This is a genomic window from Acinetobacter tandoii DSM 14970 = CIP 107469, assembly GCF_000400735.1.
Lineage (GTDB): Bacteria > Pseudomonadota > Gammaproteobacteria > Pseudomonadales > Moraxellaceae > Acinetobacter > Acinetobacter tandoii.
The window spans coordinates 342,304-357,872 of record NZ_KE007367.1 but is presented as its reverse complement, the minus strand read 5'-3'; the positions used below and the strand labels follow the sequence as shown (position 1 = coordinate 357,872).

At 39.3% G+C, this 15,569-nt stretch carries 11 protein-coding genes and 3 tRNA genes; 5 read left to right on the top strand and 9 right to left on the bottom strand.

Annotation, left to right across the window (positions count from 1 at the left end; translation table 11 throughout):
* Window positions 1-165 precede the first annotated feature (165 nt).
* Window positions 166-1,677, top strand: coding sequence for an acetaldehyde dehydrogenase ExaC (exaC, locus tag I593_RS11020; protein ID WP_016167649.1), 1,512 nt, complete (start codon window positions 166-168; stop codon window positions 1,675-1,677).
* A 415-nt stretch (window positions 1,678-2,092) separates the two neighbouring features.
* Window positions 2,093-2,806, top strand: coding sequence for a glutamine amidotransferase (locus I593_RS11015; protein ID WP_016167648.1), 714 nt, complete (start codon window positions 2,093-2,095; stop codon window positions 2,804-2,806).
* 104 nt (window positions 2,807-2,910) lie between these two features.
* On the opposite strand, the gene I593_RS11010 is transcribed toward I593_RS11015, so the two are convergent.
* Both I593_RS11010 and tkt read right to left on the bottom strand, forming a co-directional pair.
* Window positions 2,911-3,495 (bottom strand): YceI family protein, encoded by a 585-nt coding sequence (locus tag I593_RS11010; RefSeq protein WP_016167647.1) that lies wholly within the window; start codon window positions 3,493-3,495, stop codon window positions 2,911-2,913.
* 357 nt (window positions 3,496-3,852) lie between these two features.
* The gene (tkt, locus tag I593_RS11005; RefSeq protein WP_016167646.1) at window positions 3,853-5,841 is read right to left on the bottom strand and encodes a transketolase; all 1,989 of its coding nucleotides are present in this window, start codon (window positions 5,839-5,841) and stop codon (window positions 3,853-3,855) included.
* Window positions 5,842-6,896: 1,055 nt separating this feature from the next.
* On the opposite strand from tkt, the gene metK reads away from it, so the two are divergent.
* Window positions 6,897-8,063, top strand: a complete 1,167-nt coding sequence (gene metK, locus I593_RS11000) for a methionine adenosyltransferase (protein WP_016167645.1) — start codon at window positions 6,897-6,899, stop codon at window positions 8,061-8,063.
* Between the two features lie 350 nt (window positions 8,064-8,413).
* The gene (locus I593_RS10995) at window positions 8,414-8,617 is read left to right on the top strand and encodes a hypothetical protein (protein ID WP_016167644.1); all 204 of its coding nucleotides are present in this window, start codon (window positions 8,414-8,416) and stop codon (window positions 8,615-8,617) included.
* A 300-nt stretch (window positions 8,618-8,917) separates the two neighbouring features.
* On the opposite strand, the gene I593_RS10990 is transcribed toward I593_RS10995, so the two are convergent.
* The 5 genes from I593_RS10990 to I593_RS10970 form a co-directional block, all read right to left on the bottom strand.
* Window positions 8,918-9,002: transfer RNA gene (locus I593_RS10990), tRNA-Leu, on the bottom strand.
* Between the two features lie 31 nt (window positions 9,003-9,033).
* Window positions 9,034-9,107 (bottom strand) — tRNA-Trp (locus I593_RS10985).
* A 31-nt stretch (window positions 9,108-9,138) separates the two neighbouring features.
* A tRNA-Leu gene (locus tag I593_RS10980) sits at window positions 9,139-9,223 on the bottom strand.
* A 108-nt stretch (window positions 9,224-9,331) separates the two neighbouring features.
* On the bottom strand, window positions 9,332-10,039 hold the full coding sequence (locus I593_RS10975; protein ID WP_051195117.1) for a serine/threonine protein kinase: 708 nt from the start codon (window positions 10,037-10,039) through the stop codon (window positions 9,332-9,334).
* A gap of 106 nt (window positions 10,040-10,145) precedes the next feature.
* The gene (locus tag I593_RS10970; protein ID WP_016167642.1) at window positions 10,146-11,660 is read right to left on the bottom strand and encodes a DUF3336 domain-containing protein; all 1,515 of its coding nucleotides are present in this window, start codon (window positions 11,658-11,660) and stop codon (window positions 10,146-10,148) included.
* A 181-nt stretch (window positions 11,661-11,841) separates the two neighbouring features.
* Here I593_RS10970 and I593_RS10965 point away from each other — a divergent pair, with 181 nt between their 5' ends.
* Complete coding sequence (locus I593_RS10965) at window positions 11,842-12,714, top strand: ATP-binding protein (protein ID WP_016167641.1); 873 nt, start codon at window positions 11,842-11,844, stop codon at window positions 12,712-12,714.
* Between the two features lie 119 nt (window positions 12,715-12,833).
* On the opposite strand, the gene I593_RS10960 is transcribed toward I593_RS10965, so the two are convergent.
* Both I593_RS10960 and tsaD read right to left on the bottom strand, forming a co-directional pair.
* Window positions 12,834-13,961 carry a tetratricopeptide repeat protein gene (locus I593_RS10960; protein WP_016167640.1) on the bottom strand — a complete coding sequence of 376 codons (1,128 nt, stop codon included), beginning with the start codon at window positions 13,959-13,961 and terminating at the stop codon, window positions 12,834-12,836.
* Between the two features lie 542 nt (window positions 13,962-14,503).
* Entirely contained in the window at window positions 14,504-15,520 is a 1,017-nt protein-coding gene (gene tsaD / locus I593_RS10955) for a tRNA (adenosine(37)-N6)-threonylcarbamoyltransferase complex transferase subunit TsaD (protein WP_016167639.1), read from the bottom strand.
* Window positions 15,521-15,569: the final 49 nt, after the last annotated feature.

The following is a 15,569-nucleotide window of genomic DNA, read 5'->3' as shown; positions in this document are numbered from 1 at the left end:
CCTGTACTTAACTGTTTTTGTAAGCATTTGTCGTCCTGTTGTAAACCTTCTACTTTCCAACCTTTCTCCAACCTTATGCTAGTTATGCTAAACAAATAATGTACTGTTGTACCTTATACCAAAGCTGTAGAAGCTGAGATAAACAACAAGCAAAGGAAATTATATATGCGTTACGTCGATCCTAATCAACCTGGTTCTAAGGTTCAATTTAAAGCACAATACGAAAACTTTATTGGTGGCCAATGGGTTGCACCTATTAAAGGAGAATACTTCGAAAACATCTCGCCTGTCGATGGCAAAGTATTCACAAAAATTCCTCGCTCAACGGTTGAAGATATCGAACTTGCGCTTGATGCAGCGCACAAAGCTAAGGCTCAATGGAACAAATCCTCTCCTACAACACGTTCAAATCTGTTACTTAAAATTGCAGATCGTTTAGAACAAAATCTTGAATTACTGGCAGTTGCAGAAACTTGGGACAATGGTAAACCTGTCCGTGAAACACTTGCGGCTGACATCCCTCTAGCAATCGATCACTTCCGTTATTTTGCAGGTTGTATTCGTGCACAAGAAGGCGGAATTTCTGAGATTGATGAAGATACGATTGCTTACCATTTCCATGAACCATTGGGTGTAGTGGGTCAAATTATCCCATGGAACTTCCCAATTCTTATGGCGGCATGGAAACTTGCTCCAGCACTGGCAGCAGGCAACTGTATTGTTCTTAAGCCTGCCGAACAAACCCCTGTCGGTATTTTATTGGTTGCTGAATTAATTCAAGACATATTACCAGAAGGTGTCTTGAACATCGTCAATGGCTTTGGTGCTGAAGTGGGCCGTCCACTTGCAACTAGCCCACGTATTGCGAAAATCGCATTTACTGGTTCTACGCAAGTAGGTCAGTTGATTATGCAATATGCGACTGAAAACATTATTCCTGTAACGCTGGAACTTGGTGGTAAATCTCCAAACATTTTCTTTGAAGATATCATGGATCGTGAAGATGACTACCTAGACAAAGCCCTTGAAGGTTTTGCAATGTTCGCTTTAAACCAAGGTGAAGTATGTACATGTCCTTCACGCGCTCTCGTTCAAGAAAGCATTGCAGACAAATTCCTTGAAAAAGCTATTGAACGTGTAAAACGTATTAAAACAGGACATCCATTAGACACAGACACCATGATTGGTGCGCAAGCTTCTCAAGAGCAACAAGAAAAAATCTTGGGCTGTATTGCAACAGGTCGTGGCGAAGGTGCAGAAGTACTTACTGGCGGTGGTGCACGTAACGAAGTCGGCAGTGGTTTCTACATTGAACCAACCATCTTCAAAGGTAATAACAGCATGAAGATTTTCCAAGAAGAAATTTTTGGACCTGTCTTGTCTGTAACTACCTTCAAAGACTTTGATGAAGCCATCAAAATTGCCAATGACACCATTTATGGCTTAGGTGCAGGTGTATGGTCACGTTCAGCACACACTTCTTATCGTGCTGGTCGCGCGATTGAAGCAGGTCGTGTATGGACCAACTGTTACCACATCTACCCTGCGCACGCGGCATTCGGTGGCTACAAGAAATCAGGTATCGGACGTGAAAACCACAAAATGATGCTTGATCACTACCAACAAACTAAAAACTTGTTAGTGAGCTACTCAACCAAACCAGCAGGTTTCTTCTAATCCCTCTTTTGAAACTTGTTTTCATTTTCTTGCAAACGAAAACAGCGAACTTAGGTTCGCTGTTTTTATTTTTGAATAGGTGAGAACAATCTTTTGATTTGATTAAAATTCGGGTTGTTTTTTAAATAAGATCATCAAACAAAAATCAGTCCTATTACAGCCAAACCCATCTAATTTCTCTCTAAGCACAAGTATTACAAATAAACCAGCAAAGCATGAGGCCTCCTTTGCCAACTGGTGGGTACGATTAGCCTTGCGCGTGGTATGGCAGATGAAAATATACAAAAACAAGTGATCAAGTCTAGCAAAGCTTTTTAAAAGCAAGCCTTAATGTTTAAACTTTATTACTTACTCAGCTTTATTATTTTAGTATATATTCAAAACCATTTCGTTTATTCATCACAATTCAAAGCGTATGAAAACAACAGCTCCCGATTTTCCTGAGACCATTTATGCCATTCAACATCTTGCTTTTGAAGACCTTGGTGCTTTAGAGGATACTTTTTATCAACTCGGCTTTCGTGTGAGATATGTAGAAGCAGGTGTCGATAACCTACGTAAAGCCCTAGAACATGAAGGACTCACTGTTATTTTAGGCGGTCCAATTGGGGTCTATGAAACTGAAGACTACCCTTTTTTAAAACAAGAAATTGAACTATTACAACAGCGTTTAGCACGTAACCTACCCACTTTAGGGATTTGTTTAGGTGCACAATTGATTGCACATGCGCTGGGTGCCAAAGTCTATGCTGGCGCACAAAAAGAAATTGGCTGGAGCAGTTTGGAGATCAAACCTGTCGTCCAGAACCCACTTGCAACACTGCAGGACACTCCAGTTTTGCACTGGCACGGCGATACCTTTGATTTACCTGAACAAGCTGAACTTTTAGCAAGCTCCAACCTTTATCCTCATCAAGCATTTAAGGTGGGTAACAACATTTTGGCCTTACAATTCCACATTGAGGTTGCCGCAGATGCAATGGAAAAATGGCTGATCGGCCATACCTGTGAATTACGTCATGCGAAAATTGACATTCAAGCCCTTCGTACAGATAACCAGTGTTTTGCACCTGCTTTAGAACAAAGCGCACCACAAGTCTTACAATTTTTCATGCAGCATATTGAGTAAGATCGCTAGATCAAATCAATCCTCCCTATCTTCCAATAAGCAACGAACCTAAAAAAGGCACTCATATGAGTGCCTTTTACTTTCCTGAAGAAATCGTGGGGAGATTATTTCTTCGCAGGAACTGATGCTTCAGTGGTGATATTGACCGTGATTTTATCACCCACATTCGGCACATATGCACCGACACCAAATGCAGAACGGTCAAATGAAGTTGTAGCATTAAAACCAATCGACTGTAGCTTAGTCATTGGATGTTCACCTTGCTTATTCATTACAGCATCAAGCACAACAGGTTTAGTCACATCTTTAACTGTTAAATTACCTGTAATTTTATATTGATTATTACCTAAAGATTCTACTTTCGTACTTTTGAAGGTAATGTTTGGATAATTGATCGCATCAAAGAATTCAGCTTTTTTCAAATGCTCATCTAATGCTTTTACATTGGTATTTAAGCTTGCCAATGGAATCGTCACATTTACAGAAGAATTCGCAGGCTTGTCATTGTCAACGTTAATTGTGCCTTGAATATCGCTAAAGTTCGCAGATGGCGTAGAGAAACCAAAGTGGCTCCAAGAGAACACAGTTGCTGTGTGTGTTGGATCAATTTGATATGCAACAGGTTTTGCCATAGAGAACGTTGCAACTGAAGCAACTGCCAAACCCAAAGTTAATGTTTTGAAGTTCATGTGATTGTATCTCGTTTCAGAATGATTATTAGTGTATACCTTTGAAATTATAATTCACTGTTATGAATAAGACGATATGTTTCAAATTTAGAACAGTTTAACGAATTAATATGATTCTGAATTTTAGTAGAACGATTGTGACAGATTACACAGTAAATGAATCGCTTGCATGCCAACTCAGCATCTCTCCAATAAAGCTTGATCTATTTACTTTTAGAAATATAAAACCCTAAGGCTTTTAGCGGTGCGATCCCTCTCTAATAAAGTTTTATTTGTTCTTATTGTTATGATTTATGAACTTTAAGCGCATAAAAAAACGCCTCATAGTGAGGCGTTTTTTTATTTAGAAATGACCGATTAAGCAGTCAATTCTTTAACCGCGTTCACAACCGCTTCAGTGGTAATACCGAAGAATTGGAATAAGTCTTTCGCTGGTGCAGATTCACCATACGTTGTCATACCGATCACTTTGCCGTCTAGACCAACAAACTTCCACCAGTAATCAACATGCGCTGCTTCTACCGCTACACGTGCACGGATATGAGCAGGCAGAACCGCGTCACGGTACGCAGCATCTTGCTTCATGAACTCTTCAGCACATGGCATAGAAACGACACGCACGCCTTCTAATTGTGCATAAGCTTCCATCGCTAACGATACTTCAGAACCTGTTGCAATAATAATTGCTTTTAATTCGCCTTTTTCTTCAGCCAATACATAACCACCTTTTGCCACGTTCTCAATTTGCGCTTGAGTACGTGTTTGGAATGGTAAGTTTTGACGAGAGAAAATTAACGCAGAAGGACCTTCTTGACGAGACAGCGCAGACTTCCAAGAAACCGCAGTTTCAACGGTGTCTGCTGGACGCCATGTATTTAGGTTTGGTGTACCACGTAAAGATGCAATTTGTTCAACAGGTTGGTGCGTTGGACCATCTTCACCTAAACCAATTGAGTCATGCGTATACACGTGAATTACGCGTTGTTTCATAAGTGCAGACATGCGCACCGCATTACGTGCATATTCCATAAACATAAGGAATGTTGCAACGTAAGGAATGAAACCACCGTGTAAAGCAACGCCATTCGCCATTGCAGTCATACCAAATTCACGTACGCCATAGTGTACATAGTTACCAGCAGGGTTATCTTGAACACCTTGGCAACCTTTCCAAAGTGTTAAGTTAGAACCAGCTAAGTCCGCAGAACCACCTAATAATTCAGGCAATAATGGACCAAACGCTTGTAAAGTATTTTGGCTTGCTTTACGCGTTGCAATTGTTTCTGCTTTAGCATTGGTTTCAGCAATGAACGCATCGGCTTGCGCAAGGAATTCAGCTGGTAATTCACCTGAAAGGCGACGTTTTAACTCCGCTGCTTCAGTCGGATATTTAGCTGCATATTGAGCAAACAACGCATCCCAAGCCGCTTCAGATTCAGCACCTTTCGCTTTCGCATCCCAAGCTGCATAAACGTCAGCAGGAATTTCAAATGGACCTTCAGTCCAGCCTAAAGCTTCACGTGTTAATGCAATTTCATCATTACCCAGTGGTGCACCGTGACAGTCTTCTTTACCTTGCTTGTTAGGCGAACCTAAACCAATAATTGTTTTACAAATAATGATGGTCGGTTTTTGAGTTTCCGCTTTCGCTTCTAAAGTTGCAGCACGAATCGCATCGTTATCATGACCATCCACGCGAAGTACTTGCCAGCCGTAAGATTTGAAACGTTGCTCTGTATCGTCAGAGAACCAACCTTCAACTTCACCATCAATTGAAATACCATTGTCGTCATAGTAAGCAATTAATTTACCTAGACCTAAAGTACCTGCAAGTGAACATGCTTCGTGTGAAACACCTTCCATTAAGCAGCCATCACCCAAGAAACAATAAGTGAAATGGTCAACAACTGCCAAGTCTTCTTTGTTGAACTGCGCTGCCAAAGTTTTTTCAGCCAACGCAAAGCCTACAGCATTGGCAATACCCTGACCCAACGGCCCAGTTGTAGTTTCAATACCAGGTGCATAACCCAATTCTGGGTGACCCGGTGTCTTAGAGTGAAGCTGACGGAACGCTTTTAAATCTTCGATTGAAAGCTCATAACCTGTTAAATGTAACAATGCATATTGAAGCATTGAACCATGACCATTCGACAATACAAAACGGTCGCGGTTCGCCCATTGCGGGTTAGTCGGATTATGATTTAAAAATTCACGCCAAACGACATCTGCAATATCTGCCATCCCCATTGGTGCACCTGGATGTCCTGAGTTGGCTTTTTGCACAGCATCCATAGCCAATACACGAATTGCATTTGCAATACGACGTTCGTTCAAAGGGGTTGTCATAGATCAGAGTCCAATTAAAACAATTTAAAGAAGATGAATATCACATTCAAAACTAGGCACTATTGTCTTAAAAAAAGCGATATGGGTAAAGCCTTATACACAATTTTTCCTTATTAATTGCTACTTATGTGGACTTGAATGAATGGAAATATTAAGAATTTTATTTATACGAGCAAACAAAAAAATTATTATTTTGATCTAGAGTTACGCCCAACCATGTCTTCCGTTCTATCGCTGTACATGCAAAATCAGATTAAAGCTTTAAAACACAGATCAAAATGAAAAATAGCTCCCCCTTACTCAAAATTTATGTTTATTCCAGCTCAATACAGAATCAAAGCAAAGTTAACTTAGCTCTAACGAAGCCCTTCCCATAAAAAGTGTGATTCCTCTAATAAGATAGCTTTTATGATGGATAACAACACCTATTTAGACAATCCTGATGAACGTTTGATCCTCTCCTACACGTATCAATTTAATTAATTCAAAGTACGCTTAACCATAGCGATTCACTGACCTCCAAAATCTGACTGATTTGTTGCATACAACATCTCAGTCTTTTTGTGATCATGATAGATATCTAGTCATCCTTTAGCTACATATTACAAAGGATCTAAACGGCAAACCAAGAATGCATATAACTAATCTTTGAATAGAACTTCTACCCCCAACATTACAGCATCGCAGAACAAATATCTTAAACCACCAAGAAAAACTCTGCGCTAACACCAACCACATTCAAACCGTTCTATTTTTTAATATAAATGAAAGGTTAAGTTGCTATAATTCAACTTCAGATAAGTTATTTAGCTAGTTTCAGGCAAATAGACCGTGATTTGTATCTGAGAAAATTGCATCTAATTGTGTAATTTATCTACTCTTAATATTAACTATATAAAGAATTACCCCTTCTTTATCAGTTTTATAGATGCTTATATCAAATAAAAAGTCATTGAATTGAAATAAATTCATCCTTTTTTATACAAGTTGAGCTAGTCCTAAAGTCTAACTCGATGTAAGATATTGCGTCTTTAAAATTAACTGTGATAGGACTTATGCGCGAGTACGCTGTATTTACTTCGGAATCTGTAAGCGAAGGCCATCCAGATAAAATGGCTGATCAAATCAGTGATGCTATCTTGGATGCAATCTTAAAAGAAGACCCATATGCGCGGGTTGCTTGTGAAACGCTTGTAAAAACGGGTGCTGTCGTACTTGCTGGCGAAATCACAACAACTGCAAACATTGATGTCGAAGCTGTTGTTCGTCAAACTGTAAACGGTATTGGCTACCACCATTCAGATTTAGGTTTTGATGGTTCGACTTGTGCGGTCATCAACATGATTGGTAAACAGTCTCCTGAAATTGCTCAGGGTGTTGACCGTCAAAAACCTGAAGACCAAGGTGCAGGTGACCAAGGTTTAATGTTTGGTTATGCAAGCCGTGAAACTGACGTGCTTATGCCTGCTCCAATTTCATATGCACACCGTTTAATGGAAAAACAAGCTGAATTACGTCGTAATGGCTCACTTCCATGGTTACGCCCAGATGCAAAAAGCCAAGTGACTTTTGCTTATGAAAATGGCAAGCCTGTACGTTTAGACGCAGTTGTACTGTCTACACAACACGATCCTGAAATTTCACAAGCGAACTTAAAAGAAGCTGTGATTGAAGAAATCGTGAAAAAAATTATTCCTGCCGATATGTTCCACACAGGCACTCAATTCCACATCAACCCAACAGGGATGTTTGTGATTGGTGGTCCAGTAGGTGACTGTGGTTTAACAGGTCGTAAAATCATTGTAGATACTTACGGTGGTATGGCACGTCACGGTGGTGGTGCTTTCTCTGGTAAAGACCCATCTAAAGTTGACCGCTCTGCTGCATATGCTGGTCGTTATGTTGCGAAAAACATTGTGGCTGCTGGCTTAGCTGATAAATGTGAAATTCAAGTGTCTTACGCAATTGGTGTTGCCGAGCCGACTTCTATTTCTATTAATACATTTAACACGGGCAAAGTGCCTGATGAATTGATTATTCAATTGGTTCGTGAACACTTCGATCTACGTCCATACGGCATTACACGTATGCTTGACCTTATTCAACCTATGTACAAGCAAACTGCTGCATATGGTCACTTTGGTCGCGAAGGTTCAGATACTGCATTTACTTGGGAAAAAACAGACAAAGTTGAAGCACTTAAGTCTTCTGCTGGTCTCTAATATTTCCCACCATCAAAAAAAGCTCACTTCGGTGAGCTTTTTTACATCTATTGCAAAATAATTTCTCATAACAAAATATTTCTCACATATTGATGCTTAATGCCTTAATACAAAAATATTTTCCGATTTTAAAGAAAATAATATTTTATTAATCAAATCTTTAATCTAAAAATACTAATTGATTTTTACTTTCATTCAACTATTCCCCCTCAATTAAGTTCACCAAATCAATTACACAACAGCATAGAAATTAGGCAAAAAAATGCTTATAAATAAAAAAGTAGGTTTTTGCCCTTTAAAAAATTTTGCCTATCCCTATTAAATATTTATATGTTTACAGGAGTTCTCTCGTGAAAAAGGTTGTGAAAGCAAAAAATTTAATCGCATTTCGTATTTGGTTAGAAAAATTAGGTTATTCAGTTAAAAGCCTCGCTGATGATCGTGGTTTTACCTTTAGTTTTAAAAAAGAATATGGCTTAGTTACCTGTGATTTGGCAGGAAATTCTTTAGCAATGCAATTAGGCGAAGAATTTGAAGATCATTTAAAAGCGTAATGAAATAAGCATTCCTGTAAGTCGTACACGATTTTCACAGCTCATCGAGTTGCTATTCCTATAGATTTAAGCCCTACGGGGCTTTTTTATTTGCCACATTTAACTCATTCAGGCTAGTCTAAAATACAGCGATTCTCAAATCCAACATCCTTTGAAAGTGATTGAGCATCCTCTACACCCATTTTCATATTTAGAAAATTTAATATGCACAATTTTCTTAGTGAACTTTAAACATTCACTTTTCTCCAGATGAAAAAAAACAAGGTTTTAACCTTGCTTCATCTTTCCCAGTATATTAAATGGTGGGGGCGAAGAGACTCGAACTCTTACACCTTGCGGCGCTGGAACCTAAATCCAGTGCGTCTACCAATTTCGCCACGCCCCCATACCAGGTTTCACTTTATCGTGAATAAATTTGGCAGAGGATCAAGGACTCGAACCTTGACGAACGGTTTTGGAGACCGTCATGCTACCATTACACCAATCCTCTGTTACCTAAACATCATCAACTGATGATTAAGTGGTGGGGGCGAAGAGACTCGAACTCTTACACCTTGCGGCGCTGGAACCTAAATCCAGTGCGTCTACCAATTTCGCCACGCCCCCCGATGGCTGTGTATATTATAGAGATCACCCTCCTCTGGCAAGCCCTTTTTATGAAAAAAACTCCTGTTTGATTAAATATGAAACAAAAACCTCTTTTATGTACTTTTCTTAAGCAATTTCAGACACTAAGGCCTGTTTTATTGCATAAATATTGTCAAATCTTGCGGCTTGATGCTTTGCCAACATCTTCGAAAGAAGTGATTGAAAACTTAAAAGTTTCTCAGGTAATTCAATCTGCAACCGCTGACAATGCAAATATGCCCATTCTGTATAATTTTCTGCATATAATTTCTGCCCAGATAGCCATTCATAGAAAATAATGCCTAAAGCATAAATATCGGATTGTATTGTTTTCACTTCACCGTGAAATAATTCTGGTGCCATATAGCGTGGCGTCGCATTCATTTCAGTTATCGCTTGTTGGCGAACAGATTGAACCTGCTCAAAATCAATCAGTTTGACCTGCCCCTGATATTCTACAAAATGCTCCTGTTTTAAATCAGCATGTATCCATCCTGCTTCATGTAATCCCTGTAGGGCATCTAAAGCACGTAATAGATAATGCTGAATACTTGCAATCGGCAATGTCTGAGCACCCACTGTAAAGTATGGCACTGCATCAGGCAGAATGAGCATCTGCGCTAAGGATTGCTCGACTTCAATATCTACTGCCTTAAATGCTAAAAATGCTTTAGGCACGATGTCACAAGGCAATATGATGCTAGACAATGAAGTAGAGTTCAGACTTTCTTGATAAAAAGCCAATTCATGCTGAAATCCTTGTTGGTAGATATGATGCCCTTGTTTCATTTGCATCTTTAACCAATAAAGTTTTTCTTGATACTGAAAATAATAAAGCCTGCGTCCATATCGCAGGCTGTTCGTCTTGGTTTTTAATTCCAAACAATCTATATGATTAGAATCAGGCAGTATGAACTTGGACATGTGTTTCTTGTCGGTGTAATTGCTGATAATTCAGAAGCTCTAAAGCGTGCTGAATGGTTTTCCCAATTCGAGCATGAGTTTCAATGCTCGATATTTTGGGCCATGTTGCCCGCTCTCCTTCGCGTTGTAACAACTTAAATAAGTGTGGACGAGGATTTTGCAACATATAACTATAATGACGCAGACTATATCTACCAATAATATTGACATCACCATAATAGCGCTGATCCACCACACCATAACCATGATCAAGTAAACGGCGTATAGATGGCACTTTCCCCACCCGTTCACGCGTAAAGTCCATCACACCCTTAGCGATAACTTTGCCTTGACGACGAATAATACGCTCAGGCCAACTCAACATATCACGTCTGAACCGAGAAACATCATCCTGCATAAATGGCACAATATGTGGGTTAACCTGACTGGCGATACTGTAATTTAAATTATAAAGGCGTGCCATTTTCTGTTGTGGGAAATCGCTCCGTACACTGCCATCTACCCAACGCGTCGTTGCCATATATGGTGTAAGTTCACCATCATAGCGTTTACTGGTGAGCTTAACAGGCGGAAATAAAATAGGAACCGCACAGGAAGCCAATACCGCACTCCACACCAATAAATCAGGTGAAGTATAGGTATTCATAATACGCGCTTCCTGTGAAGCATCGTAAGGTGCTACTGCTACATTAATATATAACCCTGACTGTTTAAATGCTTCATCAAAAGTAACATTGCCTAAATTTTCAACGAGGAATTTTTTCAAATACTTCACATCGGCAACGCCACCGTTGCCTTTTAACAAGTCACCCAACTTTCGAAAATGAAAAGCTTCACTAAAAAAGTTCTCGCCATTTAATATTTTCGAAATATTTTCAGGATTTGAGACACCAAGCATAGCAGTCATAATTGCACCCGCACTTGAACCTGAAAGCACTTTAGGCATTAAATCCTGCTCAAGTAAGGCTTTACACACCCCAGTATGAAACAAACCTAAAGTTGCACCTCCAGAGAACATTAACGCTGGCTGTCCATAGGCTTTTTCACAATGTTTAAAGAAATCCATTTTCTCTTGATGAGAAAGACACTCGCAAGCTTCTGAGGCAATAAACGCTAAGCTCGCGCTTACTTCTTCAATATAGTCCTCGATAATAGTTTTAGTACCTACATACGTCGCTGCAAAAAGCATTGGATGTGCGATATTGGCAATGTCATAGGTTAGCCCCTCACGTAATAAATACATTAAGTCACGTGTTCGGTGCTGATAGCGATAGCGTTTTAGTAATTTCAAACGATATGAGATCATTTCCGCATCAAAATAAGGCGAGCAGTTATCATACTTCCACTCTTGCGCTCCCGACTCTTGATCAATTTTGAGCGCAATACTTTTCCACTCTGCATAACTTTCCGCATGTTCTAATTGGCGTTTTAACTTTTTTATACGATAGGCTTGATGTGGATTCATGTCCTGTATGAATTCTTGAAATAACATAGCTTCCCTCAAACACCTGCGCTTAAATACATTAACTTAACTTCTTCATTTTCAATTTTAAAATTTGGCTTAAGCGAATTACGATTCGATTAGCAATCATAGTCATAATACTATACAGTCTAAAACCAAGGCTGATGTTGGTCTTATTTGCTACTTTATCGTAATTATAAGCTGAATGACTATGGCAACTATCGAATTACCTGACACGATTTTACAATCACTCTCGCAAGTTCTTGCTCAATTACATCAAACGCTCCCCTCATTGAAACAAGAACCTGATTTTTCTGCGCCAGCGTTTAAGTGGCAAAATAAGGAACTTATTCCTATTTTCCATCCCAAAAAAATTGATTTAGACGACCTAAAAGGGATTGAGCGTCAAAAGGCCAAAGTCATTCAAAATACACTACAATTTTTAAATGGATTACCTGCAAACGATGTATTACTGACAGGCTCACGTGGTACAGGTAAGTCATCTATTGTTCGTGCTTTATTAAGCCAATATCAAGATCAAGGTTTACGTTTAATTGAAATTGAACGTGATGATTTATCAGAATTACCCGAAATTCAAAAAATTATTCAAAACCGTCCTGAAAAGTTTATCGTCTATTGTGATGATTTAGCATTTAACGCTGAAGATGAAAACTACCGAAGTTTAAAAAGTGTATTGGATGGCTCATTACAGTCTGGCTCAAGTAATTTTATTATTTACGCCACCAGTAACCGTCGTCATTTACTTCCTGAGTTTATGCATGAAAATACACCCATCACCCGCGTTGACGTTCCTCAATACACAGAACTACACCCTCAAGAAGCGGTTGAAGAAAAGATTTCGTTGTCTGATCGCTTTGGCTTGTGGTTGTCGTTCTATCCTATGGATCAGGCACTTTACTTAGAAATCGTTGAGCACTATTTAGCAAAATTAAAAATGCCAATGACTGAAGAAGTACACGCAGAAGCATTGAGATGGTGTCAGGCACGTGGGCAACGTTCTGGGCGCGCCGCTTATCAATTCTCAAAACATTGGGTAGGTTCACAGCAATTACAGCAGCTCTAATTTTTTATCGCTATATTAAATTTATAAAAAAGCTCAATTGTCTCAAATTGAGCTTTTTTATTCGATTTAGTTTATTGTCTTATAAATAAAAAATATTTGTGCATTAGCGAAATCTATATTTATTGCATTTCATCAAGTACCAATTGGGCTTGGGCATGACCATTATTCGCGGCTTTTGAATACCATTCTTTTGCCAAGACAATATTTTTGACAACTCCATAGCCGTTGTCATACATAGTACCTAGGCTATATTGAGCGCTCATATCCTCCTGTTCAGCGGCCTTACTAAGCCATTCAAACGCTTTCTCATAACATTGAATTATGCCAAGACCTTGGTAGTACATTGAGCCAAGGTTAGTTTGCGCACTAGCACATCCCTGAGCCGCTGCAGTACTAAACCATTCAAATGCATTCATATTGCTTTGAGAAATACCTTGACCCGTAACAAACATTACTCCAAGGTGATTTTGTGCATCCATATCTCCCTGAAGAGCAGCCTTATGAATCCATTCAAAGGCTTTCGTATCACTCTGGGTCACACCTTCACCATTCAGATACATCCTTCCAATATTATATTGCGCCTTTGTAACGCCCTGTTTAGCTGCCTTGCGATACCATTCCAATGCCTGAGTATAATTTCGAATAACTCCTTGACCTTGCTGATACATCCAGCCAAGGTTAGTTTGTGCTAAAGAGCTCCCCTTTGCTGCAGCCTTACTCAACCATTCAAAGGCTTTTTCATAGTTTTGTAACGTGCCTTCACCATGCTGATACATCCAACCTAAGTTATTTTGCGCTTCAGTATCTCCTTGTGCAGCAGCTTTGCCAAACCATTTAAATGCTTTTTCATAGTTCTGCTCTACACCTTGACCCTTTTGATACATTAATCCAAGGTTAAACTGTGCTGTATCAATCCCTTTAATCGCAGCCTTGCTAAACCACTCAAAAGCTTTTTCATAGTTCTGCTCTACACCTTGCCCCTTCTGATACATTACTCCAAGATTGTACTGAGCCGAATCATTACCTTGAATAGCCGCCTTTCTAAACCATTTAACTGCTTCCTTATAGTTTTGAGGTACACCTTGACCAACCTGATAAAGTGTTCCCAAATTATACTGGGCATTTGCATGCCCTCGATTAGCGAATATTGATGTGTACTTAAAGATTATAAATTTGGTAAAAGTTGGACTAATAGCAAGCAATATAGGTAAAACAGTTACTTTGAATAAAATATTTTTAATACTCATTTTTTAACATTTAAACATCATGAATTAAATCTAGTTGATTATACGCAAAATTAAAATAACTCTTATAAAATTGACAGTTATCTAAACATGAACTCACTCACAACTTAATTTAACTCACCGCAAATATATCACATGAAAAAATTATTTATATTTTAGATCATCTACTTCTTATCAGCAGTATTCTTACTTTCAACACTCCAGATAGATCAAAAAACATACTAAAATTCAATAACACTAGGTAAATCAACACTTAGAACCCTTAATTTTATCCGCAATTTCTGTGGATAACCCTAGGGGTAAGTGTATTACAACTCTATGAGCTTCTGCTTACACCTATTCAGGCAGATAATCGCTATACCATTCACCACAAGATTTATATTATAAAGTCATAGAGAACATGATGTTCCAAAAACTCAAAACAACAATGATAAAGTCAGCACTCGGACGTGAGGTACGACAGGAGTTATACTAAATACCCCATACGAAAAAGCCCAACAGGATGTCGGGCTTTTTTTATTACTACACAATTTGATTAAGACGATTTAAATGTCCGCAGGATTACTTAACTCTGTCATCGGCCAGCGCGGTGTCGTAGTTACCGCCAATCCATCCTGTTGCCCTGCTTTTAGACGCTGATAGCCTGCAAATGCGATCATGGCACCGTTGTCCGTACAAAGTGCAGGTTCTGCATAATACACTTGAGCACGTATCTTCACCAAATCAGCTTCTAAACGTTCGCGTAAACGCTTATTCGCACTAACACCACCGGCAATCACTAAACGCTTTAAACCTGTTTGTTTTAATGCTTTAACGGATTTTTTAACTAAAGTATCCACAATCGCTTCTTGGAAACTTGCAGCAATATCAGCATCACGGTTCTCATCACCCAATTTTTTCATTTGTACAGATACAGCTGTTTTTAAACCACTAAATGAAAACTCTAAGCCCTGATGCAACATTGGGCGAGGGAAAGCAAATGCGTTTGGATCACCCTGCTCTGCCAGTTTAGAAATATTTGGACCACCTGGATATGGTAAACCCATCATTTTCGCCACTTTATCAAAGGCTTCACCCGCAGCATCATCAATAGACTCGCCGAGCAATTCATACTGCCCAATGCCATAGGCTGCCATTAACTGAGAATGCCCACCAGACACTAACAGTGCAACAAAAGGAAATTCAGGCGGTGTCGCAGAGAGTAACGGTGCCAACATATGCCCTTCCATATGATGCACACCAATAGCAGGTTTATTTAAAGCAAAAGCCAAAGTTCGACCAAACAAAGCGCCTGTCATGAGCGCGCCCATTAATCCTGGCCCACGTGTATACGCAACCGCATCAATTTCGGATTTTTTAACGCCACTGTCCGAAAGCAATTGATTTAATAATGGGATTAATTTGCGTACATGGTCACGCGAAGCCAATTCTGGTACGACCCCACCATATTCTGCATGCAGTTTAATCTGACTATACAAAACTTGCCCGCGTAAGCCGTTTTCACTGTCATACAGTGCCAAACCTGTTTCGTCACACGATGTTTCTAAGCCTAAAACGATCATTAAACTGCCTACAACCTATATCAAATCTAAAGCGAAACCTATTATAGAC